We start from the raw sequence: 21,215 nt of genomic DNA, 5'->3' as shown, positions 1-21,215 counted from the left end.
AGTGTCTTTATATATCACCGATGAATGTATCAATTGTGATGTCTGTGAACCTGTATGCCCGAATGAGGCAATTTTCATGGGCGAAGTCATCTATGAAATTAACCCGGACTTATGTACAGAGTGCGTTGGGCATCATGATAAACCACAGTGCCAGTTATTCTGCCCCGTGGACTGTATTCCGCTTGATCCGAATCATGTCGAAACGCAGGAACAGCTGCAAGCCAAGTATGAAAAACTGACTGCTCAAAAAACATCAAGCAATTAGTTGCCAGATTTGGTACTATGCGGCTCGAAGTGAGCTAGACGATCGCTGCTGTGGAGATCTCCGTGATTGAAGCAGGGGAGGAAAGTCCGGGCTTCATAGGGCAAGGTGCCAGGTAACGCCTGGGCGGCGTGAGCCGACGGAAAGTGCAGCAGAGAGTAGACCGCCTTCATTATGGTTTCGAGCAATCGGAATCGGAGGTAAGGGTGAAAGGGTGCGGTAAGAGCGCACCGCATGACTGGTAACAGTTCATGGCATGGTAAACCCCACCGGAAGCAAGACCAAATAGGGATCCTTTAGGCATGGCCCATGCTGGATCCGGGTAGGTCGCTTGAGCGTATGAGTGATTGTACGCCTAGAGGAATGATCGTTCTCGACAGAACCCGGCTTATCGGCTCACTTCACCAAATTTTGATCAATCAGCACAATATGGGCTTGACGTTCTAAACAGAAAAACCCATAATGCGCGCACAGTTTAAGGCTATGTAGCTCAGTTGGTTAGAGCACCGCACTCATAATGCGGGGGTCACAAGTTCAAGTCTCGTCATAGCCACCATATTCTGAAAAAACCCACTCCGATTGAGTGGGTTTTTTTATGCCTTTAAAAATTAAAATGATAAGATGAGTGGAAAATAAGTAACTGAATTTTAAAAATAATGAATCAAAATTTTATTAAGTGGATTAAAGAAAATATTGGAAGTTGTTTGTCATGGGCAATAACTTTTGGTTGGTTAATCTTTATCTATTTTAAAATTCATAATGGTTTGCTGCCTAAAGATCTAAATGAGTTTGGAAATTTTATAGCAGGTGCTTTTGCGCCACTTGCATTTTTTGGTTGGTAAGGGGGTTTTATCAGCAAGGCGAGGGCTTAAAGCAAAATTCTGAAGCTTTGAAGATGCAAGCGATTGAATTACAGAAAACTAGTGTTGCACTAAACTTACAGATAGAAGAAATGCAAAAAACAGTTGAACAGCAAAAATTATTAGCAGAATATCAACGTCTTGAAATTGAGGATAAACATCAGTCAATAAATCCAATTCTTACAATAACTTTTACTGTGCAAGAACAATCACATAAATACTACTTAGACTTTAGAGTTAATAATGTTACAGATAATCCAGCTAAAAATTTAACATTATTTCCTGATTTAGAAAACAATATTAATTATTCATCAATAATCAAATCTTACTTTGAAAAAAAATATATGCACATTACTGATGAATTGAGTGAGACTGAGGAGGAATTATTTGATCAAGGTGCTGTATGTGTTAGAAATATACTTCTAACCTATGAAAATATATATTCAAGAAAGTTTAGTGAAAAATTTAAAATTACTTTCCGTAAGGATGTAGACTCAAAGATATTAACAGAGGTTTGTATTGTTGAGTAAATTATTTTCTTAAACTTTATTTATGAATTTTATCAATAATTCAACATCATTCGTCTGCAATTGTTCACGCATCTTTAAAAACTGCTTTTCATCTAAGTCATAGAGCTTAAGTGAAAGCAGTTTTTCTATATCTTCTTCAGGGAAACGATATTTAATAATTTTCGCAGGTACGCCACCGACAACAGCATAAGGTGGCACATCTTTCGTTACTACAGCACCTGTTGCCACCACAGCACCTTCGCCAAGCGTTACACCTTGCATGATCATGGCACGAGAGCCAATCCAGCAACCATCACCAATAACAGTATCACCCGCAGGCACAAAACTGCGTGTATCGAATGGAAACGCAGAAATCCAGTCGGTACGGTGTAACTGGTTGCCACCCATCATAATCACGCATTCTGCACCAAAGCAGACAAAATTACCGATATAAAGCTGGTCAATCGGTTTCTCTGGTGTGGCTGGCTTGTCATGCAGATAACGCACCACACAACGCTCAAAACCTTGATCCCAATAGGCTGAGTAATAACTGTAATTGCCCTTAATATGAATATTTGGATTCTTCACCGTTTTTGATATGAACTCAAATTCACACCAGTGATTCACAGGAGAATTAATTAACTTTTCAGCCATAAGGGGGATACAAAAAATAGTGAATAAAAAATTATACCTAATCGGCGTTTAAACTTGCTGAATAATATCTAAAAGACGCTCAAGCGACTGCGAATAACGCAAATGATTAGACTGGTGTGGATGCTGTAGGAATACGAGCAATCACTTTAATTTCAAAATCAAAACCTGCTAACCACGTGACACCTACTGCTGTCCAGTTAGGATAAGGCTTCTCTGTAAATATCCGACTTTTCACTTTCATGATGCTTTCGAACTGCCGTTCCAGATCAGTATGAAAAGTTGTGACATCGACAATATCATCGAAAGTACAGCCAGCTGCAGCCAATGTAGCAGCCAAGTTTTCAAAGGCTCGTTTTACCTGTTTCTCAAAGTTAGGTTCAGGACTACCATCTTCACGGCTACCAACCTGACCGGATACAAATAATAAATCTTCTGATTTGATGGCAGCAGAATAACCATGCTGTTCATACAGGGCATGGCGATCTTGGGGAAATATTGCAGTTCTAGTCATGATAATCCTCGCTCAATTTTAATTTATACGTATTTTAGGAAGCAATTCAAATCTTCACATACGCCTCGTATGTTAAAATAATTGACATACGAGGCGTATGTCAATTAAAATTTTTCACAATGCTGGTGGAAACAACATATGTCTGTACGTGAACAAAAAATGGCGGAAACCCGCAAAAAACTCATAGAAGTCGCACGATGTGCATTTGCTGAATACGGTTATGCGGATACTTCAATGGATAAGCTCACGGCAGAAGCAGGGCTGACCCGGGGTGCGCTATACCATCATTTTGGAGATAAAAAAGGCTTGTTTGCCGCCGTGGTCGATCAGATTGATTCAGAAATGGCTGAATATGCCGGGCAACATCTGGAGCAGCCTAATGATCTATGGGAAGGATTGATGCTTGAAGGGCGTACTTATATTGAAAATGCTTTGAATGCTGAGTTTCAACAGATTGTGCTACGTGATGGTCCGGCAGTATTAGGGGATCCCGCACATTGGCCAAGTCAAAGTAAATGCCTGCAGTCGACACGTGAATGTGTAGAACAGTTACTGGCTGAAGATAAATTGAAACCAGTTGATGCACTTGCTGCGGCAGTCTTGCTAAATGGTGCAGCAATGAATGCAGCACTATGGGTCGCTTCAAGTGAGGATCCTGCACAGGTCTTATCTCAGGCTTTACAGGCATTTGAAGCCTTGGCGTCTGGCTTCTTAAAATAAAGCCGATAGAAATTTCTAGACTCAATAAAAAAACCCCTCATCTGAGGGGTCTTACAGCCTAAAATATCTATTTAAAAATTAGATATATTCAACGCTTACGATTTCGTATTCAACTTCACCTTGTGGAGTTACGATTTTCACATCGTCGCCTTCGTTTTTACCCAGCAGGCCACGCGCAATCGGAGAGTTCACAGAGATCTTGTTAATCTTAAAGTCTGCTTCGTCATCGCCCACGATTTTGTAAGTTTTGCGCTCTTCAGTGTCCAGATTCTCAATAGTCACAGTGACACCAAAAACTACACGACCATTTTGCTCCAGTTCTTTAACATCAATCACCTGGCAAGCGCCCAGTTTACCTTCGATGTCCTGAATACGGCCTTCACAGAAACCTTGCTGCTCACGCGCAGCATGATATTCCGCGTTTTCTTTTAAATCCCCATGCTCACGTGCCTCTGCAATCGCTGCAGTAATACGTGGACGATCCACAGTTTTCAGTTGGTGTAATTCTTTCTCTAAGGCAAGTTTGCCTTCGGGAGTCATAGGATAACGTTGCATAGTTGTCCCTCAGTAATAAAAATGAAAGTCTATAAATGAAAAAAAGCCCGCCACCGAGAAGGTGACGGGACTTCTCAGTAACGAATTAACCTACTGTTAAATCTTGCAAACGATATACATCCATTGGCAATTTAATTGCTAAAGCTTGGCATACAGCATCAGCACCATTCAAGGTAGTTGTGTTATACACTTTACCTTGTAGCGCTGAACGACGGATCGAGAATGAATCTTCCTGCGCTTTTTTACCTTCAGTCGTATTGATTACAAGGTGGATTTCGCCGTTTTTAATACGGTCCACAATGTTTGGACGACCTTCAGTTACTTTGTTTACGCGTTCACATTCAAGACCAGCTTCGCTAATCACTTTAAATGTACCATCAGTTGCAAGAATCTTGAAGCCTAGGTCAATCAATTGTTTCGCAATGCCTGCTGCACGAGGTTTATCTGAGTCACGTACAGAAATAAATGCGTGTTTCACTTCACCTTCTGTCGGAAGACCAGGTAGACGTTCGTTCGCACCTAGAACAGCTTTATAAAATGCTTCACCGAATGTTTTACCAACTCCCATCACTTCGCCAGTCGATTTCATCTCAGGGCCAAGGATCGGATCAACACCAGGGAATTTGTTGAATGGGAACACTGCTTCTTTTACAGAGAAGTGTTCAGGGATAATCTCTGAAGTGAATCCTTGAGATTCTAGAGATTGACCCGCCATACAACGTGCAGCCACTTTCGCTAAAGATTCGCCGATACACTTAGAAACGAACGGCACAGTACGTGATGCACGTGGGTTCACTTCCAGGATGTAAACGTCTTTGCCTTTAACTGCAAACTGAACGTTCATCAAACCGATTACGCCAAGTTCTTTTGCCATTGCAATTGTCTGACGACGCATTTCGTCCTGAATCTCTTTAGACAAAGAATAAGGAGGAATCGAACATGCTGAGTCACCTGAGTGAATACCTGCTTGTTCAATGTGCTGCATGATGCCGCCAATTACTACGTCTTTACCGTCAGATACGCAGTCTACGTCAACTTCAATTGCATCATCCAGGAAGCGGTCAAGCAGAACAGGTGCTTCGTTTGATGCTTGAACCGCATCACGTAAGTAACGTTTGAGTTCTTCGTCGTTGTACACGATTTCCATCGCACGACCACCAAGGACGTAAGAAGGACGTACAACAAGTGGATAGCCTACTTTAGATGCTTCAGCCATACCTTCTTCAGCAGATTTTACGATGCTGTTATTTGGTTGACGAAGTTGCAGACGTTGAATCATTTGCTGGAAACGTTCACGGTCTTCTGCGCGGTCAATCGCATCAGGAGATGTACCAATGATTGGCGCACCCGCTTCTTCTAAAGCACGAGCCAGTTTCAAAGGTGTTTGACCACCGTACTGTACGATAATGCCTTTTGGCTTCTCGATACGTACGATTTCAAGAACGTCTTCAAGTGTAATTGGTTCGAAGTACAAACGGTCAGATGTGTCGTAATCCGTAGAAACAGTTTCAGGGTTACAGTTCACCATGATGGTTTCATAGCCGTCTTCACGCATTGCAAGGGCAGCGTGTACACAGCAGTAATCGAATTCGATCCCTTGACCGATACGGTTAGGGCCGCCACCAATCACCATGATCTTGTCGCGGTTAGACGGATTAGATTCACACTCTTCATCATAAGTTGAGTACATATAAGCAGTATCAGATTCGAATTCTGCAGCACATGTATCCACACGTTTGTAGACTGGAGTGACGCCCAGGTTCCAACGGTGTTTACGGAATTGTTTTTGTGAAATGCCCATCAAGTCCGCAATGCGAAGATCTGATAAGCCTTTACGTTTGAATGCACGGATGTTGTCTGCGTTCAAGTCGCCAAAACCTAAAGTTTTGATCTGGTTTTCAGTTTTGATGATGTCTTCGATTTGAATCAAGAACCAGCGGTCAATGTTCGTTGCAGCGAATACTTCGTCTAAAGTAAAGCCGTGACGGAATGCGTCGCCCACGTACCAAATACGCTCAGGACCTGGCACTTTAAGCTCTTGCAAGATTTTGTCGCGCGCGCCTTCAGCACCCACTTCAATTTTTTCGTCAAAACCAGAAGCGCCCACTTCAAGACCACGAAGCGCTTTTTGCATAGACTCCTGGAAGTTACGACCAATGGCCATCACTTCACCCACAGATTTCATCTGTGTTGTCAAAGTTGCATCAGCTTGTGGGAATTTTTCAAAGTTGAAACGAGGAATTTTGGTTACAACGTAGTCGATTGCAGGTTCGAATGATGCAGGTGTTGTACCGCCAGTGATGTCGTTTTTCAACTCATCAAGCGTATAACCCACAGCCAGTTTCGCTGCGATTTTCGCAATCGGGAAACCTGTTGCTTTAGATGCAAGAGCAGATGAACGAGAAACACGCGGGTTCATCTCGATCACAACCATACGGCCGTCTTTCGGGTTAATACCGAACTGAACGTTAGAACCACCTGTTTCTACACCAATTTCACGAAGTACAGCTAGAGAAGCGTTACGTAGTAACTGGAATTCTTTATCTGTAAGCGTTTGCGCAGGCGCAACAGTGATCGAGTCACCTGTGTGCACGCCCATTGGGTCGAAGTTTTCAATGGTACATACAATGATACAGTTGTCGTTTTTGTCACGAACAACTTCCATTTCGTATTCTTTCCAGCCAATCAATGATTCATCGATCAATAACTGGTGAGTAGGAGAGAGGTCGAAACCGCGTTCACAGATTTCCAGGAATTCTTCACGGTTGTAAGCAATACCACCGCCTGAACCACCCATAGTGAATGATGGACGGATAATCACAGGGAAGCCGAAGCGCGCTTGAATCTCAAGTGCTTCTTCCATAGATTCAGCAATAGCCGCTTTTGGACACTCGAGACCAATTTTACGCATTGCTTCGTCAAACAGTTTACGGTCTTCTGCTTTTTCGATCGCTTCTTTGGTCGCGCCGATCAGCTCAACGTTGTATTTTTCAAGAATACCGTTGGCATCCAGTGCAAGGGCACAGTTCAGTGCAGTCTGGCCACCCATCGTTGGAAGGACAGCATCTGGACGTTCTTTTTCAATGATTGCTGCAACAGTCTGCCAGGTAATCGGTTCGATATACGTCGCATCTGCCATTGCAGGGTCGGTCATAATGGTGGCTGGGTTAGAGTTCACCAGAATAACGCGGTAGCCTTCTTCACGAAGCGCTTTACATGCTTGAGCACCTGAGTAGTCAAACTCACATGCTTGACCGATGACGATCGGACCAGCACCAATGATCAAGATGCTTTTAATGTCAGTACGTTTAGCCATGATGCTTCCTTAGTTACTTCTTAGATGCTTCGATAAGTTCGATGAAATGATCGAACAATGGTGCGCAGTCATGTGGACCAGGGCTTGCTTCAGGGTGACCCTGGAAGCTGAACGCAGGTTTGTCTGTACGATGGATACCTTGGTTTGTACCATCAAACAGTGAGCGATGAGTCACACGCAATACCGCAGGCAAGGTGCTTTCATCCACTGCGAAGCCGTGGTTTTGAGAAGTAATCATCACTGTACCAGTTTCGATGTTCTGTACAGGATGGTTAGCGCCATGGTGACCGTGCGGCATTTTTACCGTTTTAGCACCCGATGCAAGAGCAAGAATCTGGTGACCCAAGCAGATACCAAATACTGGAATTTCAGTTGTTTCAACAATTGTTTTTACAGCTTCAATTGCGTAGTCACATGCAGCTGGATCGCCAGGACCATTTGACAGGAATACGCCATCTGGATTTAACGCAAGTACTTTTTCAGCAGGAGTTTGTGCAGGCACCACAGTCAATTTACAGCCGCGGTCTGCGAGCATACGCAAGATGTTGGTTTTGACACCGTAGTCGTATGCAACCACATGGAATTTAAGTTCAGGTTGAGTAAAGCCTTTGCCAAGTGCCCATGAGCCTTCAGTCCATTCGAAACCGCTCGGATCACAGCATTCTTTCGCAAGGTCTAAACCACTTAAACCACCGAATGCACGTGCTTTTTCGACTGCTTCTTCTTCAGTGATGTTTTCACCCGCAAGGATACAACCGTTTTGTGCACCTTTATCACGCAAAATTCGAGTTAATCGTCGCGTGTCGATGTCAGCAATGGCAACTACATTGTGCTGTTTTAAATAATCACCAAGTGATTGATTCGCACGGAAGTTACTATGTAGTAAAGGAAGGTCGCGGATAATTAAACCGTTTGCCCATACTTTATGAATACGACCTGATTCAGCGTCTTCTTCGTTGCAACCTGTGTTACCGATATGTGGGTAAGTCAGCGTTACAAGCTGCTGTGCATAACTAGGATCAGTCAAAATTTCTTGATAGCCAGTCATGGCAGTGTTGAAAACGACTTCACCAGTCGTACAACCCGATGCGCCAATTGAAGTACCTTTAAAGATAGTTCCGTCGGCAAGGGCTAAAATTGCTGGGGTGCTCAAACCAAAGCTCCTGAAATTTAGGCTGTAAAAAAGCGAGTAGACGAAAAAAAAGGAAGGTTAATTTTTAAACCTACCCTCCTATGTCTGCTCGCTTGAACTTAACACGGCATTATACGCAGAACCACCCCCCAAGTCCAATAGCTTTGCAGCAAAAGTATGAGATAAATGGCTTGCTTTTTGCTTGAAAGTCTGTTTTACGAACAACGTAAAAAAATGTAAGCAATTAAGAATTGTCTAACAAATCAAATCTTAATTTTTATCAAAACTACTAATATGGATGAGTCGTAATATAATTATAGGAATAAGACACATGACTACAGCAGCGAAATCTTCCCAATCCAAGAAAAAGATCAATACCGTGGTTTCAGAAACGACTGAACAGCTTGAAAAAGTAGCAGCTGAGGCCAAAGAACAGGTGGTAGAAACTATCGAAGAAAGCAAAGAGAAACTTGAAGTCGAAGCGAAACAGCTGGGTGATACTGTGCAGGAACAGTTACGCCAGTTAAAACAGGATCTGTTACAACGGATCGATACTCTGAAAGAGCAGTTTTTTGGTTCGCAAAAAGAACTGACTGAATTAACCAGTTTTATCAAAACCGAATTTACCGCAGTGATTGAAGACTTATCCAATATGGGTAAAGAACTGAAAGAAGATGTCAGCCAGATCTCGACCAAACATAAAGAGCATCTGACTGGTACATTCAAGCGCTCAAAAGACAGCACCATTGAAGTCCTGAAAAAGGTCAAACCCATGGTAAAAGCTGAAAGTTCAGAAAAAAGCCTTGAGCTGAAGAGTTAAGGGAATACGCTGACTAAAATTGCATGAAAGGAGAACTAGATATGTTCTCCTTTGTCTTTTTGAGGCAAACGGACTCACAATAATAATGAAAGGGGGTCACGATGCAGCAGCATTATTTTGCAGGTGTACTTGGTTTACTGACGCTGATTATGATGCTTAATCTGGAAAGTTGGTTGATGCGTGCACTTTATCTGGGTGTGATGATGTTATGCTTGGGATTCTTTGGACTAACTTTTGGAACGATTATCCTGATCATCTTCACGTTAACTATAATTTTTTATGCCGCGGTAAAATCAGTGCAGGACAATTACCGCTTACATCACTAAAATGTCGAAAACAATTAAAACGAACTCTTAGTCTATCAGCTTAAATATCGTTTAAATTATTATTAAAGTAGCCAACCCTAAGTATAGAGAGCAGGCTAGTTGTATCAATTTAATTTTGACCTGAATCCATGTAATGAAAATACAGGTAAATATTTTCCTCAAGCTATAACAGCGAGCTTTGAACGGATGAGCCGGAAAAGCCCATAAAAAAACGTGAGACTTTAATGCTCACGTTTTTTAATATCTTTTTTATCCAGTAAATGCTTTTAATCTGCATTAAAAGACATGCAGCCAATCCCGTTTATTGTGGAAGTCTGCTTCTGGACTGCTGTGCTGCATTGCAAAGTATTGATCACCTTGTGAGGTTTTTAATACTGCTGTCAGACCAATAAACAGGTCTGCCCATTTAAGTTTGTGCTCAACCATAAACTCGGTCAGATCCAGACTGACATTAAGGCCATAATGGGTGCGTTTAAGCTGATTCAGTTCGATATCGTATGCAGCAGGTGGCGGCATATCTTCCGGATAGCGATATTCCTCAAACTGATAGGCTTGCCAGGCCTGAGAAGGGGAGAGATTGATTTCGCGATAATAATCTTCACCCTGAACCCCGATAAAGATTTCAAAGCAGGTCTGTTCCCACAAAAAATCACGACGGGGATGTGCAGTAACCATTTCTGGCCACAGCACGTACTGGTTGGGATCGCGCAACCAAAATCCGACATTCAAGCTGCATGGATTTTGCTGTTCGATGGCACCGACCAATGAGATTGCCTGAAAACGGCGATCAAATGCGCTGAGTTCGTAACTGGCCATAAATCCTGTACTTAGTTAGAAAGATGGGCAAAACGGACAAGATTGGATAACTTCTGGTTTTGCTTTGGAGCTTTCTTGTAAAGCAGCGCAATTTTACCAATAGTTTGTACCACTTCAGCACCTGTAGTTTCTGAAAGTTCAGCAATGAGTGCTGCACGTGCTTCACGGTCTTCAGCCACCACTTTTACTTTAATGAGTTCGTGATCATTAAGGGCACGATTTAGCTCTTCAACTACAGATTCAGTTAAGCCTTTGTCACCAAGCATTACAACCGGGTTTAATGCATGTCCAATTTGACGTAAACGCTTACGTTCCTGAATAGATAAAGACGCCATGAGAGATAACCTAATTTTTAAAACGGCTTAGTATAGCAAAAGCGAAAAACAAACGCTGTAAATTCTCAGGAAATAATCACTTGTAAATAATCGCAAATCACACCGGAATACTCAGATTTAGATACACATGTATACTGCAAAAAATGTGTTTTTCACGTACAATGAATCATTAGAAGTTTTTTTTATTTAGAGAGTTATGGCAACACGCATTACCAACCAAAAGTTATCTAAAAGTAGTCGTGCGTGGATGAGAGAGCATCTTGATGACTTTTATGTGAAAAAAGCACAAAAAGAAGGTTATCGTGCCCGTGCTGCGTACAAGTTGCTAGAAATTCAGGAAAAATACGGCATTATCAAACCCGGCATGACTGTAGTGGACTTAGGTGCTGCCCCAGGAAGCTGGTCCCAGATTGCCGGAAAACTGGTCGGTGATAAAGGTCTGGTGATTGCATCAGACATCTTAGAAATGGATGCGCTACCTGATGTGACTTTCTTGCAGGGCGATTTCCGTGAACAAGAAGTATTCGATAAATTGTTAAATATTTTAAACGGACGCACAGTAGACGTTGTAATTTCAGATATGGCCCCCAATACATCAGGTAATAGAGCTGTAGATCAACCACGTCAGATTTATTTATGTGAACTTGCTCTGGATTTTGCCAACAAGGTACTCGGTCCGAAAGGACAGTTTGTAGTGAAAGTATTCCAGGGTTCAGGTTTTGATGAATTTCGTAAAGAAGTCGTTAACAGTTTTGATGTATTGAAGACGATTAAACCTGCTGCATCACGTGCCCGTTCGAAAGAAGTGTTTTTGGTCGGACAGGGACGCAAGAAGGCTTTGAAATAAAGTTTACTTGCCAACACGTTAAAAATTGTGCATTTTGTAGGTTTTTACATTATTGCAAATTGATTTGCAGCTTATTGATTAAGGTCACCCTTCGAGGGCATGATCAAATTAGATTGGAATGGGAAATAAAGCTTTGAGCGATCTTTTTAAGAATGCCGTATTGTGGCTCGTGATACTGGGTGTGCTGGTGTTAATCTTCAGCAACGTCAGTGACCGCAATCAACCGACTACAATGAACTATTCGGAGTTTGTTGCCGCGGTCAATGCTGGCCAAATTAAACAAGTTACAATTGATGGCGAAAGAATTCGCGGTGAAAAATCAAACGGTTCAGAGTTTGAAAGCATTCGCCCGGCAGTTCAAGACCCAGAACTGATGCCAAGCCTGATTAAAAATAATGTAGTCGTTGAAGGTGAAGCGCCTCAACGTCAAGGCTTGCTCATGCAATTGCTGATTGCAAGTTTCCCTGTGCTTCTAATCATTTTGTTATTCATGTTCTTTATGCGCAACATGGGTGGCGGTGCAGGCGGCAAGAATGGCCCAATGAGCTTTGGTAAATCTAAAGCGAAAATGCTATCTGAAGACCAGATCAAAGTAACATTTACTGATGTGGCGGGTTGTGATGAAGCAAAACAGGAAGTGGTCGAAATCGTTGACTTCCTGAAAGATCCTGCAAAATTCAAACGTCTGGGTGCGACTATTCCTAAAGGCGTCCTGATGGTGGGTCCTCCAGGTACAGGTAAAACCCTGCTGGCTAAAGCCATTGCAGGTGAAGCAAAAGTTCCATTCTTTAGTATCTCAGGTTCTGACTTCGTTGAAATGTTTGTCGGTGTCGGTGCATCTCGTGTACGTGACATGTTCGAACAGGCAAAACGCCATGCACCATGTATCATCTTCATTGATGAGATTGATGCAGTCGGTCGTCATCGTGGTTCAGGTACAGGTGGTGGTCATGATGAACGTGAACAGACTCTGAACCAGATGCTGGTAGAGATGGACGGTTTTGAAGGCAATGAAGGCATTATCGTGATCGCTGCAACTAACCGTGCTGATGTACTGGATAAAGCTTTACTTCGTCCAGGCCGTTTCGACCGTCAAGTCATGGTAGGTCTGCCAGATATTAAAGGTCGTGAGCAAATCCTGAATGTACATTTGAAGAAATTGCCTTCTACTACGGGTGTAGATGTCAAAGTGCTTGCTCGTGGTACACCAGGCTTCTCAGGTGCCCAGTTGGCCAACCTTGTAAACGAAGCGGCATTATTTGCTGCACGTCGTAACAAGAACACCGTCGATATGCATGACTTTGAAGATGCGAAAGACAAACTGTACATGGGCCCTGAACGTAAATCGATGGTACTTCGTGAAGAAGAGCGTCGTGCTACGGCTTACCATGAAGCAGGTCATGCGATTGTGGCAGAAATGCTTCCAGGTACAGATCCTGTGCATAAAGTCACCATCATGCCGCGTGGCTGGGCATTGGGTGTCACCTGGCAGTTGCCTGAGTTTGACCAGACTAGCCATTATAAAGACAAGATGTTGAATGAACTTTCAATCCTGTTTGGTGGTCGTATCGCAGAAGAAGTATTTATTAACCAGATGTCGACTGGTGCTTCGAATGACTTTGAACGTGCAACTAAAATGGCACGTGCAATGGTGACCAAATATGGTATGTCGGACAAGTTAGGCGTCATGGTCTATGAAGATGACTCTCAACAGTCATTTATGGGTAGCATTGGTACCCGTACGATTTCTGAGGCCACCCAACAACAGGTAGATACGGAAGTTCGTCGCATCATCGATGAGCAATACAAGGTTGCACGCGATATCCTTGAAAATAACAAAGATATTGCCCATGCCATGGTGAAAGCGCTACTTGAGTGGGAAACAATTGATCGTGAACAGATTCGTGACATTATGGAAGGTCGTGAGCCAAAACCACCTAAAGTTTATGTTTCAGACAATCCAGTGATTGATGTAACACCGACTGATGGTCCAATGACTCCTCCGCCATTACCAGCGAACTAAGTTAACAATTAAAACCACCTTCGGGTGGTTTTTTTATGGCTATTATTTTGTCATATCTAGTTGAATGCTATAGTCAACTCATAAAAATCAATGAGTAAAAATAAGAATGAATTTACCTGTTCTGGAATCCGATATTTATCAGCTACGTTTGGAGCCACTGAGCTGGGAACATTTTGCAGACTTAGAAACTGCATGTGCCGAAGGGGACTTAGGGGAAGTGTTATATAACTCGGTGCCTTACCTACATAAACTTAAACACTACTTTATCCAAGCTTTTGAACAGCAGTCCAAAGGTGAAAGAATGGCTTTTGCCGTGATTGATTTGAATTCGGGCCGCGCCATTGGCACCACCAGTTATCATGATATCAAGCCAGAAATTCCACGCGTTGAAATTGGCTTTACCTGGTATGCCAAACCTTATCAACGAACCTATGTAAACCGGGTCTGTAAATATCTTTTGTTGCAGCATGCATTTGAAGAGCTGAATGCTCAAGTGGTAGGCTTTCGGACTGATCATCTGAATCTCAAAAGTCAAAAAGCTATTGAAGCTCTGGGTGCCAAACAGGATGGCAGCATTAGATGTCATATGCTGCGTAAAGATGGCGTGACACTCAGAGATAGTTATATCTATAGTATTTTAAAAAGCGAATGGGTTGATGTAAAAGCGTTACTGCAAGCCAAGCTGATGCAATATTCCAATAAGAACCACTTTGAAATCTAAGCCTTGATTAGATTGAGCTTTGCTTTATTGACCTTTCCATAAGACAATACCGGGGTTATTGTGAACTAGGAGTGAACCATGCAGCTGAAGCCATTACTACCACAGATCTGGACTTTCGGTCATTTGAAACTGGATTTGTCTCAGCCGCATGTGATGGGAATTTTAAATGTGACTCCGGATTCCTTTAGCGATGGAGGGCTACATAATCAGAAAGATCAGGCAGTAGTAAAAGCCTTGGAAATGATCGCTGATGGTGCCACTGTGATTGATATCGGGGGGGAATCTACACGTCCGGGTGCATCAGTCGTGGACGTTGAAGAAGAACTTCGTCGTGTGGTTCCAGTTGTAGAAGAACTATCTAAACATGATGTGATCATCTCGATTGATACCTCACAGCCGGAAGTCATCAAAGCAGCCGTCAAGGCTGGTGCACATATCTGGAATGATGTACGCGCGCTCACTCGTCCACAAGCGTTAGAAACGGCAGCAGAACTGAATATTCCGGTGATCATCATGCATATGCGTGGTGAGCCGACTACGATGAATAATCTGGATCAGTATGATGATGTGACTCAGGATGTGATTCGGGAACTGACACAACGGGTTCAAGATGCTTTAGATATCGGCGTTAAAGCTGAAAATATCATGATTGATCCTGGTTTTGGTTTTGCCAAAAATGCCCAGCAAAATCTTAAATTGCTTCAGGAATTTTATAAACTGACTGAAATGGGCTATCCAGTTCTTTCTGCCTTATCCCGCAAACGTTTTATTGGTGCTGCACTAGATGGTGCAGAACCTCAAGCACGTGCAGTAGGTTCGGCTGCGGCGCATTTGCTGAGCATTCAGCAAGGTGCCTGTATGGTTCGTGCACATGATGTCAAGGCAACAGCAGACGCCATAAAAATCTGGAAAGCTATGCAAAATGCCTAAATCTGGGCTGAAAGACATCTAAGGGCACAAGCTGTTTGGCTTTTAAACAGCAATGTGCTATACAGGCACGCTTAAGTTAGATTGTCATCTTTTAGAGTGCCTGTAATGTTTGCAGATTTACTTCTCCCCATGTTCGATGATGAATATTATCCCGATATTCTGGTTGCAGAAATCAAGCAACACATCGAACGCTTTGCTTCTAAAGTATCTAAATCCAGTTTATCAGATCAGGACGTGTACCAGCTAGCGCATGAGACTGTGGCAGACATCAATGCCATGAAGCCGCAGTTTGAAGATCTGGACTCTTCTCTGGATAATACTGCCGCAGACTATATTGCCGAGGCCATGATGATGGTCGTGCAAGAACAGGGTCTGTTTGATATTGAAATGGAAGAACTGGTCGTTAACCGCGAATGGTAAAAAAAGCCCTGTTAAACAGGGCTTTTTTTTAATGATCTGAAAATACGTCTTTTAAATTTTTATAATGAATTTCATCTAATAGTTTCTGTTCTTCCAGCATGCAGCTATGATGTAAATCCAGATAATACTGTTTTAAATCTTTGTGATAAGGCACTGGTTCCGGCTCTTTGCTTTGCGACTGCTGATAAGACCAGTAAGCCAGTTGACGGATTTTCTGCAAACGTACCAGAAGGGTGCTGCGAGTCGAAACTCTAAAACAAGGCTCGACTAAAACTGGTACAAGGCTACTGAAAGCAAGCAGGGCCAAGCAAGGCAAGGTAACAAATGCTGAGTGAAAATACTGATAATTTATAAATGACAGAATCGCAATCAGGGTTTGCATATACAGGCAGAGTTGCAAACGCTTGGCATAGCGGGCAGAACTGTATTTCGCCTGAAACTGGGCACGCCAGATATAAGGATAAAGCATGCCAATCATGACAATGGTACCTGCACTGAGCGCCTGATATTTTGAAGTGACAAAGTCAGGATAAAACGGCAGCGAAAAGCACAGGCAGCAAAAACCTGTGATCATGATCAGAATACCGATACGTAAATACAGATATAGATCAGTGGTCTGGTTCAAATATTTATAACGGCCATAGCTGAGGCTACAAAAGAATGCATCAGGATGGCGTAATTGCAATCTGGCTAGATCAAAAGAACGGGATGCAGACATGGGGAGGGCACATTCTATTGGTGATAATCACGCATAAAAAAACCAGCTGAATGCTGGAGATTTTTCATTGCACCATTCTAATCAGAATTAAAATGGTGCCCGAGGCCAGACTCGAACTGGCACGCTTTGTGGGCGGGGGATTTTAAATCCCCTGTGTCTACCGATTTCACCACTCGGGCATGTGCGCAATAATAGAGGACGAAATAAAGCTTGGCAAGTAAATTTCAATACGTTTGCTTTATTTTAAAGCAATTCAGTAGCTTAAATTTAAAAATTAATTCCATAGTGCTGGATAATAAGCGTGAGAAGTCATGTAATTTTCTATTTCAGGACGTGTTTAAAAAAACTTTTCACAGGTGCTCATCCAGATAAGTATCGATATCGATGTATTTAATCTTCTTGCACTGCTCATGTTCCAGTTTAAACAAACGGGTATGCAAATCCGCATAGTGCTGAAGCTGATTTTTCAATTCTTCATTTGGGGAGGTCGGCTTGGAATGAAAAAATAATTTCAGACGCAGTTTCCAGGTTTGTTGATAAGCCCAGAAACAGATGCAGCGTAACTGCTGCAGTTGATATTGTTCAGTTGTATTGGTAGTAGGGCGGAACATATTTTCTTTATAGAACCGTACAAAACCAAAACTGATCCCGAAAAAGAATAGAATCCACATGACCGTACTGCTTTGTAGAAAAACCAGATTCAGCGCTTCCAGTACAATGACTACAGTGAGTTTAATCGGTGTATGTCTTAAAAACTGATAGAGGGAATGGGAAGAGTGCCGGATCTGCTTGATCACCAGTGGAACCACCAGCATCAGAAATAACAGAATAGTCAGAATCGCATAACTTTGCGCCTGAAAGTTTTGGGCAGTTGACAGCTTAGAGGAATAAACATCTTTGAGAGCCAGGCTAATCGGTACAAAGATCATGGCAGCCAGCACCCAGGGAATCAGTTCCTTGAGATCACTTAAAATACCTTTAGTTTTGATCTGACCATAAAACAGATAATTTCTTTTAAAGGCAGCCGGATAAAGCAGTTTAAGTTGCTGCAATAAAAGATCAATCTGTTTGGTTTGCATAATAAAGAAGTAAATCAGAAACTTGCCGCCTACTATAGCCAATTTACGCCAGAATGATAGAGATGATCCGGATTTTGCAATTATTAGAGTTGAAGCTAAAGATTTTAATTTTTTAGTAAGGATTTATGCGAAAATAGTCCATTGCATATTTATTTTTTAGGGACAGTTTATGACTGATCAATCTCCTGCGACGCTAAGCGACATCGAAATTTTAGACATCCTTCAAACCATGAAGAATGATGAGCTAGATACGGAAGCAAAAGAAGTCATTCGTCAGGGTGGTAAAGCGGGTCGTCAGGAAGCGCATAAACAGGCGCTGGTTGTATTGAATCAGTCATTTGAAGAAAAATTTGTTGAAGCAGTTTCTCTGGCCCTGAATCTGAATGAAGCGCAAATCAAAAAAATCCGTTATAAGAAAGACCGTATCCGTATTTTAAAAGCCCGTGGTATTGATTACCTGGCGATTGATGGCGCGGAAACTGCCTTTGTACTGGCGCAGATTGCGCAGGCCATTCTGCGTGAAGATGCAGTCGTCACTCATGACCTGCATAATATTTTCCCATTCTGGAAAGAAGGCTGGCCAATGGTGCAATTTGATAATGCCTACAAAATCTTGCAGGAAGATATCCAGATCCATTATCAGGCAGTCCTTAAAGCACTTTTATCAAAAATCTAAATTGAATTGAATGTAAAAAAGCACCTTCGGGTGCTTTTTTAATGAGAATAAAATAGGGAAAGCAGCCAGCGTACAGGAAGGATAAACAGCCGCCACCAGGTGATGAGTGGATAATAAAAATATTCACCTATTCTTAAAGTCGAATCAAATCCTTGCCGATGCCGCTCATAAGGATAGGGAGTCAGCCAGATTGAAAGTAAAATGAGTACAATTGCTAGGATCAGAAATATAGGCTGTTGATCTTGCATAAAGAAAAAATAGATTAAATATAAGGCCGAATAAAAACTCAGACAGGCGAGTAGCGCAGCAATATTCATAAAAGTCTCATTATTATTGTTTTTGGAATTTTAAAAAAATTGAAGAAGAACCAGATTATTCTGATTCTTCTGTCGGTGGCTTTTTCACTTCTAGCATACGTGTAACCAGTAACTGGTCAATCTTGAAATGATCAACATCGACAACTTCAAACTTATAACCCGCATGTAGCACAATATCTGCTGGACGTGGAATTTTACGCAGCTTGAACATCATAAAACCAGCCAGAGTTTCATAATTCTCTTCATCCGGCATTTCATCAATTTCCAGCGCATGTTTGATGTCTTCAATAGGCGTACTGCCATCAATCAGCCATGAATTGCTGTCACGCTTAATGATCTGCTGGTCTTCTTCCAAGGGAGTAACCCAGTCGCCCATCACGGTAATCATGATGTCGGAAAGGGTAATGACACCTACGACCAAGGCATATTCATTAATAACGACTGCAAACTTTTCCTTGGTTGAACGGAAGCGATCCAGTAATTCAGATAGAGTCAGTGTATCTGGAATGGTCAGAACCGTACGGATGGTATTTTCATTCAACTGAAGTAAAGACTGATTATTCAGAATACGAACCAGAATATCTTTGGAGTCGACATATCCAATCACATCATCGATATTTTCATTACAGACCAGGAACTTGGAGTAAGGAAATTCAGCCAATTTCTGGCGAATACTGGCTTCAGATTCTTTCAAGGTAAAGAACACCACATTTTCACGAGTCGTCATACTGGAAGGAACATTACGTTCTTCAAGCTCAAACACGTTCTCAATAAAGTGATGTTCCTGTTTCTGTAACACCCCTGCCTGAGCACCCGCATCCATTACCGCAGAAATATCAGCAAAGGTAATATTGTCATCTCGAATGGTATTCACTTTAAATAAACGGAATAACAGGTTCGCAATGGCATTGATGAACCAGGCCAATGGTTTACAGATTTTGATAAATACCTGAATCGGATTAATCACCGAGACAGAAATTTTTTCTGGAGCGATCATGGCCAGACGTTTTGGCATCAAGTCCGCAAACAGAATAAATAATGAAGTAACTGCAGTGAAGGACAAGCTGAACGCAATCGTTTCAGTCCAAGGACCTTGATAAAATCTGGAAAGTAAATTGATGATATAAGGGCGGAAGGCGCCTTCACCTAAAATACCGCCTAAAATGGCAACGGCGTTTAAGCCGATTTGGGAAGCTGCAAAAAAGTCAGCAGAGTTTTCTTGTAAATCTAAAACTTTTTGAGCGCGAATATCTCCCGATTCAGCCAAAATTTTTAATTTGACCTTACGAGCACCTGCAAGCGCGATTTCTGTTAATGATAAAAAACCGGCCCCCGCGATGAGTAATAAGATAATCACGATGTTTTGAAAGAGGCTCACGAATCCACCTGTGGATTAATATGATCTAGCTAAAAATATTTTTAACACAAAAAAAGACTTGAGGTACAAATAAAGCAACTCAAGTCTCTAGAGTATAAGCTTAAAAATGAGCAATTTAGCTAATATTCAATTTAATAATGCGAAAATTGCGAATTATTCATTAAAAATTCACGATTTTCTTCTTCGATCATCTGACGCGCTACATATAGAATCAGCTGCCGTAACCAGCGATGGGCGGGATGATGATGCAATAAAGGACACCACGCCATCTTCAATTCAAACTCAGGAATATAAAATGGTGGGTCTTTAATGAGTAAGTTCTGGTTTTTGGCTTGCAGACGTGCAATACGGGTCGGTAATGTTGCTACAAGATCTACATTGGCCGCCAAAAGACCGGGCATTTGATAGTGACGGGTAAATACCGAAATCTTACGTTTTTGGCCAATACGTTCAAGAGCCTGGTCAATCCAGCCGAGACCTGCCTGTTTCTCAGGGTTTACCCCAAAGCCAACGCCCATACCAGTTTTTGATACCCAGATATGCTGTGCATCCAGATAACTTTTCAGATTCAGGTTGCCCGCAGCCGGATGCTTGTTATTTAACAGGCAAGAAAAGCTGTCACGCCAAACCAGTACCTGGTGGAAGCTTTGTGGAATTTCATTAAAACGGTTAATTGCCAGATCAACTTTACCTTGTTCCATGTCACGATAGGACACATCACTTGGCGTTAAGAAGTCGAGAACCACATTTGGTGCTTCTGAACGTAATGCTTTCACCAAGCGTGGTACCAGTGTGGCTTCAGCATAATCTGAAGTCATGATACGGAAGACACGATTTGAGGTATAAGGACGGAACTCGGTACGCGGTTCCAGAATCATGGAAAGATCCGCTAAGGCGTCGCGGATACGAGGTTGGAGTTCTAGTGCACGTTCTGTTGGAGTCATACCTTCAGAAGAGCGAATTAAGAGGGGATCATTAAATAAATTTCGTAAGCGACGTAAAATGTTACTCATCGCAGGCTGGGTTACCCCAAGTTGTTCTGCAGCACGCGTGACATTTTTTTCACGTAGAAGTACGTCAAGATAAATGAGGAGATTAAGATCGACCCGCTCCAGATTCATAAAAAAAATACCGAAAATAAAATTATGAAATTATATGGATTATGCCATAACTACTATAGCTTGTGTACGCACTTAATGAAAAAAAGCCCAGCTGATTGTACTGAAATGCCTTTTTAAAACCTCTTTCACCGCAGATTTTGCCAGCCTGAACCCTTTTCTATTTTTAAGA

Annotated in this window: 24 protein-coding genes, 2 tRNA genes and 1 other RNA gene; 14 read left to right on the top strand and 13 right to left on the bottom strand. The window is 42.1% G+C overall.

The window, feature by feature from the left end; all coding sequences use genetic code 11:
* Position 1: 1 nt before the first annotated feature.
* The 5 genes from ACEWB7_RS01085 (at position 2) to ACEWB7_RS01065 (ending at position 1,652) form a co-directional block, all read left to right on the top strand.
* Positions 2–265: a YfhL family 4Fe-4S dicluster ferredoxin gene (locus ACEWB7_RS01085; protein ID WP_034170170.1), complete on the top strand. Its 264-nt coding sequence runs from the start codon at positions 2–4 to the stop codon at positions 263–265.
* A 26-nt stretch (positions 266–291) separates the two neighbouring features.
* Positions 292–669, top strand: an RNA gene (rnpB, locus tag ACEWB7_RS01080) — RNase P RNA component class A.
* A gap of 72 nt (positions 670–741) precedes the next feature.
* Positions 742–818, top strand: a tRNA-Met gene (locus ACEWB7_RS01075).
* Between the two features lie 100 nt (positions 819–918).
* Positions 919–1,104: a hypothetical protein gene (locus ACEWB7_RS01070; protein WP_227504403.1), complete on the top strand. Its 186-nt coding sequence runs from the start codon at positions 919–921 to the stop codon at positions 1,102–1,104.
* A 53-nt stretch (positions 1,105–1,157) separates the two neighbouring features.
* On the top strand, positions 1,158–1,652 hold the full coding sequence (locus ACEWB7_RS01065) for a hypothetical protein (RefSeq protein WP_227504404.1): 495 nt from the start codon (positions 1,158–1,160) through the stop codon (positions 1,650–1,652).
* Positions 1,653–1,661: 9 nt separating this feature from the next.
* Here ACEWB7_RS01065 and ACEWB7_RS01060 read toward each other — a convergent pair whose 3' ends face one another.
* Positions 1,662–2,285 carry a CatB-related O-acetyltransferase gene (locus ACEWB7_RS01060; RefSeq protein ID WP_034170171.1) on the bottom strand — a complete coding sequence of 208 codons (624 nt, stop codon included), beginning with the start codon at positions 2,283–2,285 and terminating at the stop codon, positions 1,662–1,664.
* Positions 2,286–2,391: 106 nt separating this feature from the next.
* Positions 2,392–2,796, bottom strand: a complete 405-nt coding sequence (locus ACEWB7_RS01055) for a RidA family protein (RefSeq protein WP_034701376.1) — start codon at positions 2,794–2,796, stop codon at positions 2,392–2,394.
* Positions 2,797–2,934: 138 nt separating this feature from the next.
* On the opposite strand from ACEWB7_RS01055, the gene ACEWB7_RS01050 reads away from it, so the two are divergent.
* Positions 2,935–3,516, top strand: coding sequence for a TetR/AcrR family transcriptional regulator (locus ACEWB7_RS01050; protein ID WP_262738624.1), 582 nt, complete (start codon positions 2,935–2,937; stop codon positions 3,514–3,516).
* 78 nt (positions 3,517–3,594) lie between these two features.
* Here ACEWB7_RS01050 and greA read toward each other — a convergent pair whose 3' ends face one another.
* The 3 genes from greA to carA form a co-directional block, all read right to left on the bottom strand.
* Complete coding sequence (gene greA / locus ACEWB7_RS01045; protein ID WP_005236827.1) at positions 3,595–4,071, bottom strand: transcription elongation factor GreA; 477 nt, start codon at positions 4,069–4,071, stop codon at positions 3,595–3,597.
* Between the two features lie 85 nt (positions 4,072–4,156).
* The gene (gene carB, locus ACEWB7_RS01040) at positions 4,157–7,387 is read right to left on the bottom strand and encodes a carbamoyl-phosphate synthase large subunit (RefSeq protein WP_034170174.1); all 3,231 of its coding nucleotides are present in this window, start codon (positions 7,385–7,387) and stop codon (positions 4,157–4,159) included.
* Between the two features lie 13 nt (positions 7,388–7,400).
* Positions 7,401–8,540, bottom strand: a complete 1,140-nt coding sequence (gene carA, locus ACEWB7_RS01035) for a glutamine-hydrolyzing carbamoyl-phosphate synthase small subunit (protein ID WP_034170175.1) — start codon at positions 8,538–8,540, stop codon at positions 7,401–7,403.
* Between the two features lie 310 nt (positions 8,541–8,850).
* On the opposite strand from carA, the gene ACEWB7_RS01030 reads away from it, so the two are divergent.
* On the top strand, positions 8,851–9,339 hold the full coding sequence (locus ACEWB7_RS01030; RefSeq protein WP_034170176.1) for a hypothetical protein: 489 nt from the start codon (positions 8,851–8,853) through the stop codon (positions 9,337–9,339).
* 101 nt (positions 9,340–9,440) lie between these two features.
* Positions 9,441–9,665 carry a hypothetical protein gene (locus ACEWB7_RS01025; protein WP_004784802.1) on the top strand — a complete coding sequence of 75 codons (225 nt, stop codon included), beginning with the start codon at positions 9,441–9,443 and terminating at the stop codon, positions 9,663–9,665.
* A gap of 276 nt (positions 9,666–9,941) precedes the next feature.
* On the opposite strand, the gene ACEWB7_RS01020 is transcribed toward ACEWB7_RS01025, so the two are convergent.
* Both ACEWB7_RS01020 and yhbY read right to left on the bottom strand, forming a co-directional pair.
* Complete coding sequence (locus ACEWB7_RS01020; RefSeq protein WP_034170177.1) at positions 9,942–10,481, bottom strand: DOMON-like domain-containing protein; 540 nt, start codon at positions 10,479–10,481, stop codon at positions 9,942–9,944.
* A gap of 11 nt (positions 10,482–10,492) precedes the next feature.
* The gene (yhbY, locus tag ACEWB7_RS01015) at positions 10,493–10,816 is read right to left on the bottom strand and encodes a ribosome assembly RNA-binding protein YhbY (RefSeq protein WP_004784797.1); all 324 of its coding nucleotides are present in this window, start codon (positions 10,814–10,816) and stop codon (positions 10,493–10,495) included.
* Between the two features lie 196 nt (positions 10,817–11,012).
* Between yhbY and rlmE the strand changes: the two genes are divergently transcribed.
* The 5 genes from rlmE (at position 11,013) to ACEWB7_RS00990 (ending at position 15,757) form a co-directional block, all read left to right on the top strand.
* Positions 11,013–11,663: a 23S rRNA (uridine(2552)-2'-O)-methyltransferase RlmE gene (rlmE, locus tag ACEWB7_RS01010; protein WP_004784794.1), complete on the top strand. Its 651-nt coding sequence runs from the start codon at positions 11,013–11,015 to the stop codon at positions 11,661–11,663.
* A 133-nt stretch (positions 11,664–11,796) separates the two neighbouring features.
* Positions 11,797–13,686 (top strand): ATP-dependent zinc metalloprotease FtsH, encoded by a 1,890-nt coding sequence (gene ftsH, locus ACEWB7_RS01005; RefSeq protein ID WP_262738623.1) that lies wholly within the window; start codon positions 11,797–11,799, stop codon positions 13,684–13,686.
* 106 nt (positions 13,687–13,792) lie between these two features.
* Entirely contained in the window at positions 13,793–14,407 is a 615-nt protein-coding gene (locus ACEWB7_RS01000) for a GNAT family N-acetyltransferase (RefSeq protein ID WP_034701369.1), read from the top strand.
* Positions 14,408–14,485: 78 nt separating this feature from the next.
* The gene (folP, locus tag ACEWB7_RS00995) at positions 14,486–15,337 is read left to right on the top strand and encodes a dihydropteroate synthase (RefSeq protein WP_034170180.1); all 852 of its coding nucleotides are present in this window, start codon (positions 14,486–14,488) and stop codon (positions 15,335–15,337) included.
* Between the two features lie 105 nt (positions 15,338–15,442).
* Positions 15,443–15,757 (top strand): DUF5713 family protein, encoded by a 315-nt coding sequence (locus ACEWB7_RS00990; protein ID WP_034170181.1) that lies wholly within the window; start codon positions 15,443–15,445, stop codon positions 15,755–15,757.
* A gap of 28 nt (positions 15,758–15,785) precedes the next feature.
* Here ACEWB7_RS00990 and ACEWB7_RS00985 read toward each other — a convergent pair whose 3' ends face one another.
* From ACEWB7_RS00985 to ACEWB7_RS00975, 3 genes are all read right to left on the bottom strand, one after another.
* Complete coding sequence (locus tag ACEWB7_RS00985; RefSeq protein WP_034170182.1) at positions 15,786–16,475, bottom strand: hypothetical protein; 690 nt, start codon at positions 16,473–16,475, stop codon at positions 15,786–15,788.
* A gap of 93 nt (positions 16,476–16,568) precedes the next feature.
* A tRNA-Leu gene (locus ACEWB7_RS00980) sits at positions 16,569–16,654 on the bottom strand.
* A gap of 171 nt (positions 16,655–16,825) precedes the next feature.
* Positions 16,826–17,554, bottom strand: coding sequence for a hypothetical protein (locus ACEWB7_RS00975; RefSeq protein WP_375725667.1), 729 nt, complete (start codon positions 17,552–17,554; stop codon positions 16,826–16,828).
* Between the two features lie 169 nt (positions 17,555–17,723).
* Between ACEWB7_RS00975 and ACEWB7_RS00970 the strand changes: the two genes are divergently transcribed.
* Complete coding sequence (locus ACEWB7_RS00970; RefSeq protein ID WP_034170184.1) at positions 17,724–18,230, top strand: hypothetical protein; 507 nt, start codon at positions 17,724–17,726, stop codon at positions 18,228–18,230.
* 38 nt (positions 18,231–18,268) lie between these two features.
* Here the strand turns inward: ACEWB7_RS00970 and ACEWB7_RS00965 are convergent, their stop codons facing one another.
* The 3 genes from ACEWB7_RS00965 to ACEWB7_RS00955 form a co-directional block, all read right to left on the bottom strand.
* Positions 18,269–18,547, bottom strand: coding sequence for a hypothetical protein (locus ACEWB7_RS00965; RefSeq protein ID WP_004784779.1), 279 nt, complete (start codon positions 18,545–18,547; stop codon positions 18,269–18,271).
* Between the two features lie 55 nt (positions 18,548–18,602).
* Positions 18,603–19,925, bottom strand: coding sequence for a hemolysin family protein (locus ACEWB7_RS00960; RefSeq protein ID WP_004784777.1), 1,323 nt, complete (start codon positions 19,923–19,925; stop codon positions 18,603–18,605).
* A gap of 131 nt (positions 19,926–20,056) precedes the next feature.
* Positions 20,057–21,046: a LysR family transcriptional regulator gene (locus ACEWB7_RS00955; protein WP_004784775.1), complete on the bottom strand. Its 990-nt coding sequence runs from the start codon at positions 21,044–21,046 to the stop codon at positions 20,057–20,059.
* Between the last annotated feature and the right edge of the window lie 169 nt (positions 21,047–21,215).

The organism is Acinetobacter sp. NIOH-H-8 (assembly GCF_046635365.1).
Taxonomy (GTDB): Bacteria; Pseudomonadota; Gammaproteobacteria; order Pseudomonadales; family Moraxellaceae; genus Acinetobacter.
The sequence above is the reverse complement of the archived record's forward strand: the minus strand, read 5'-3'. Positions and strand labels throughout refer to the sequence as shown.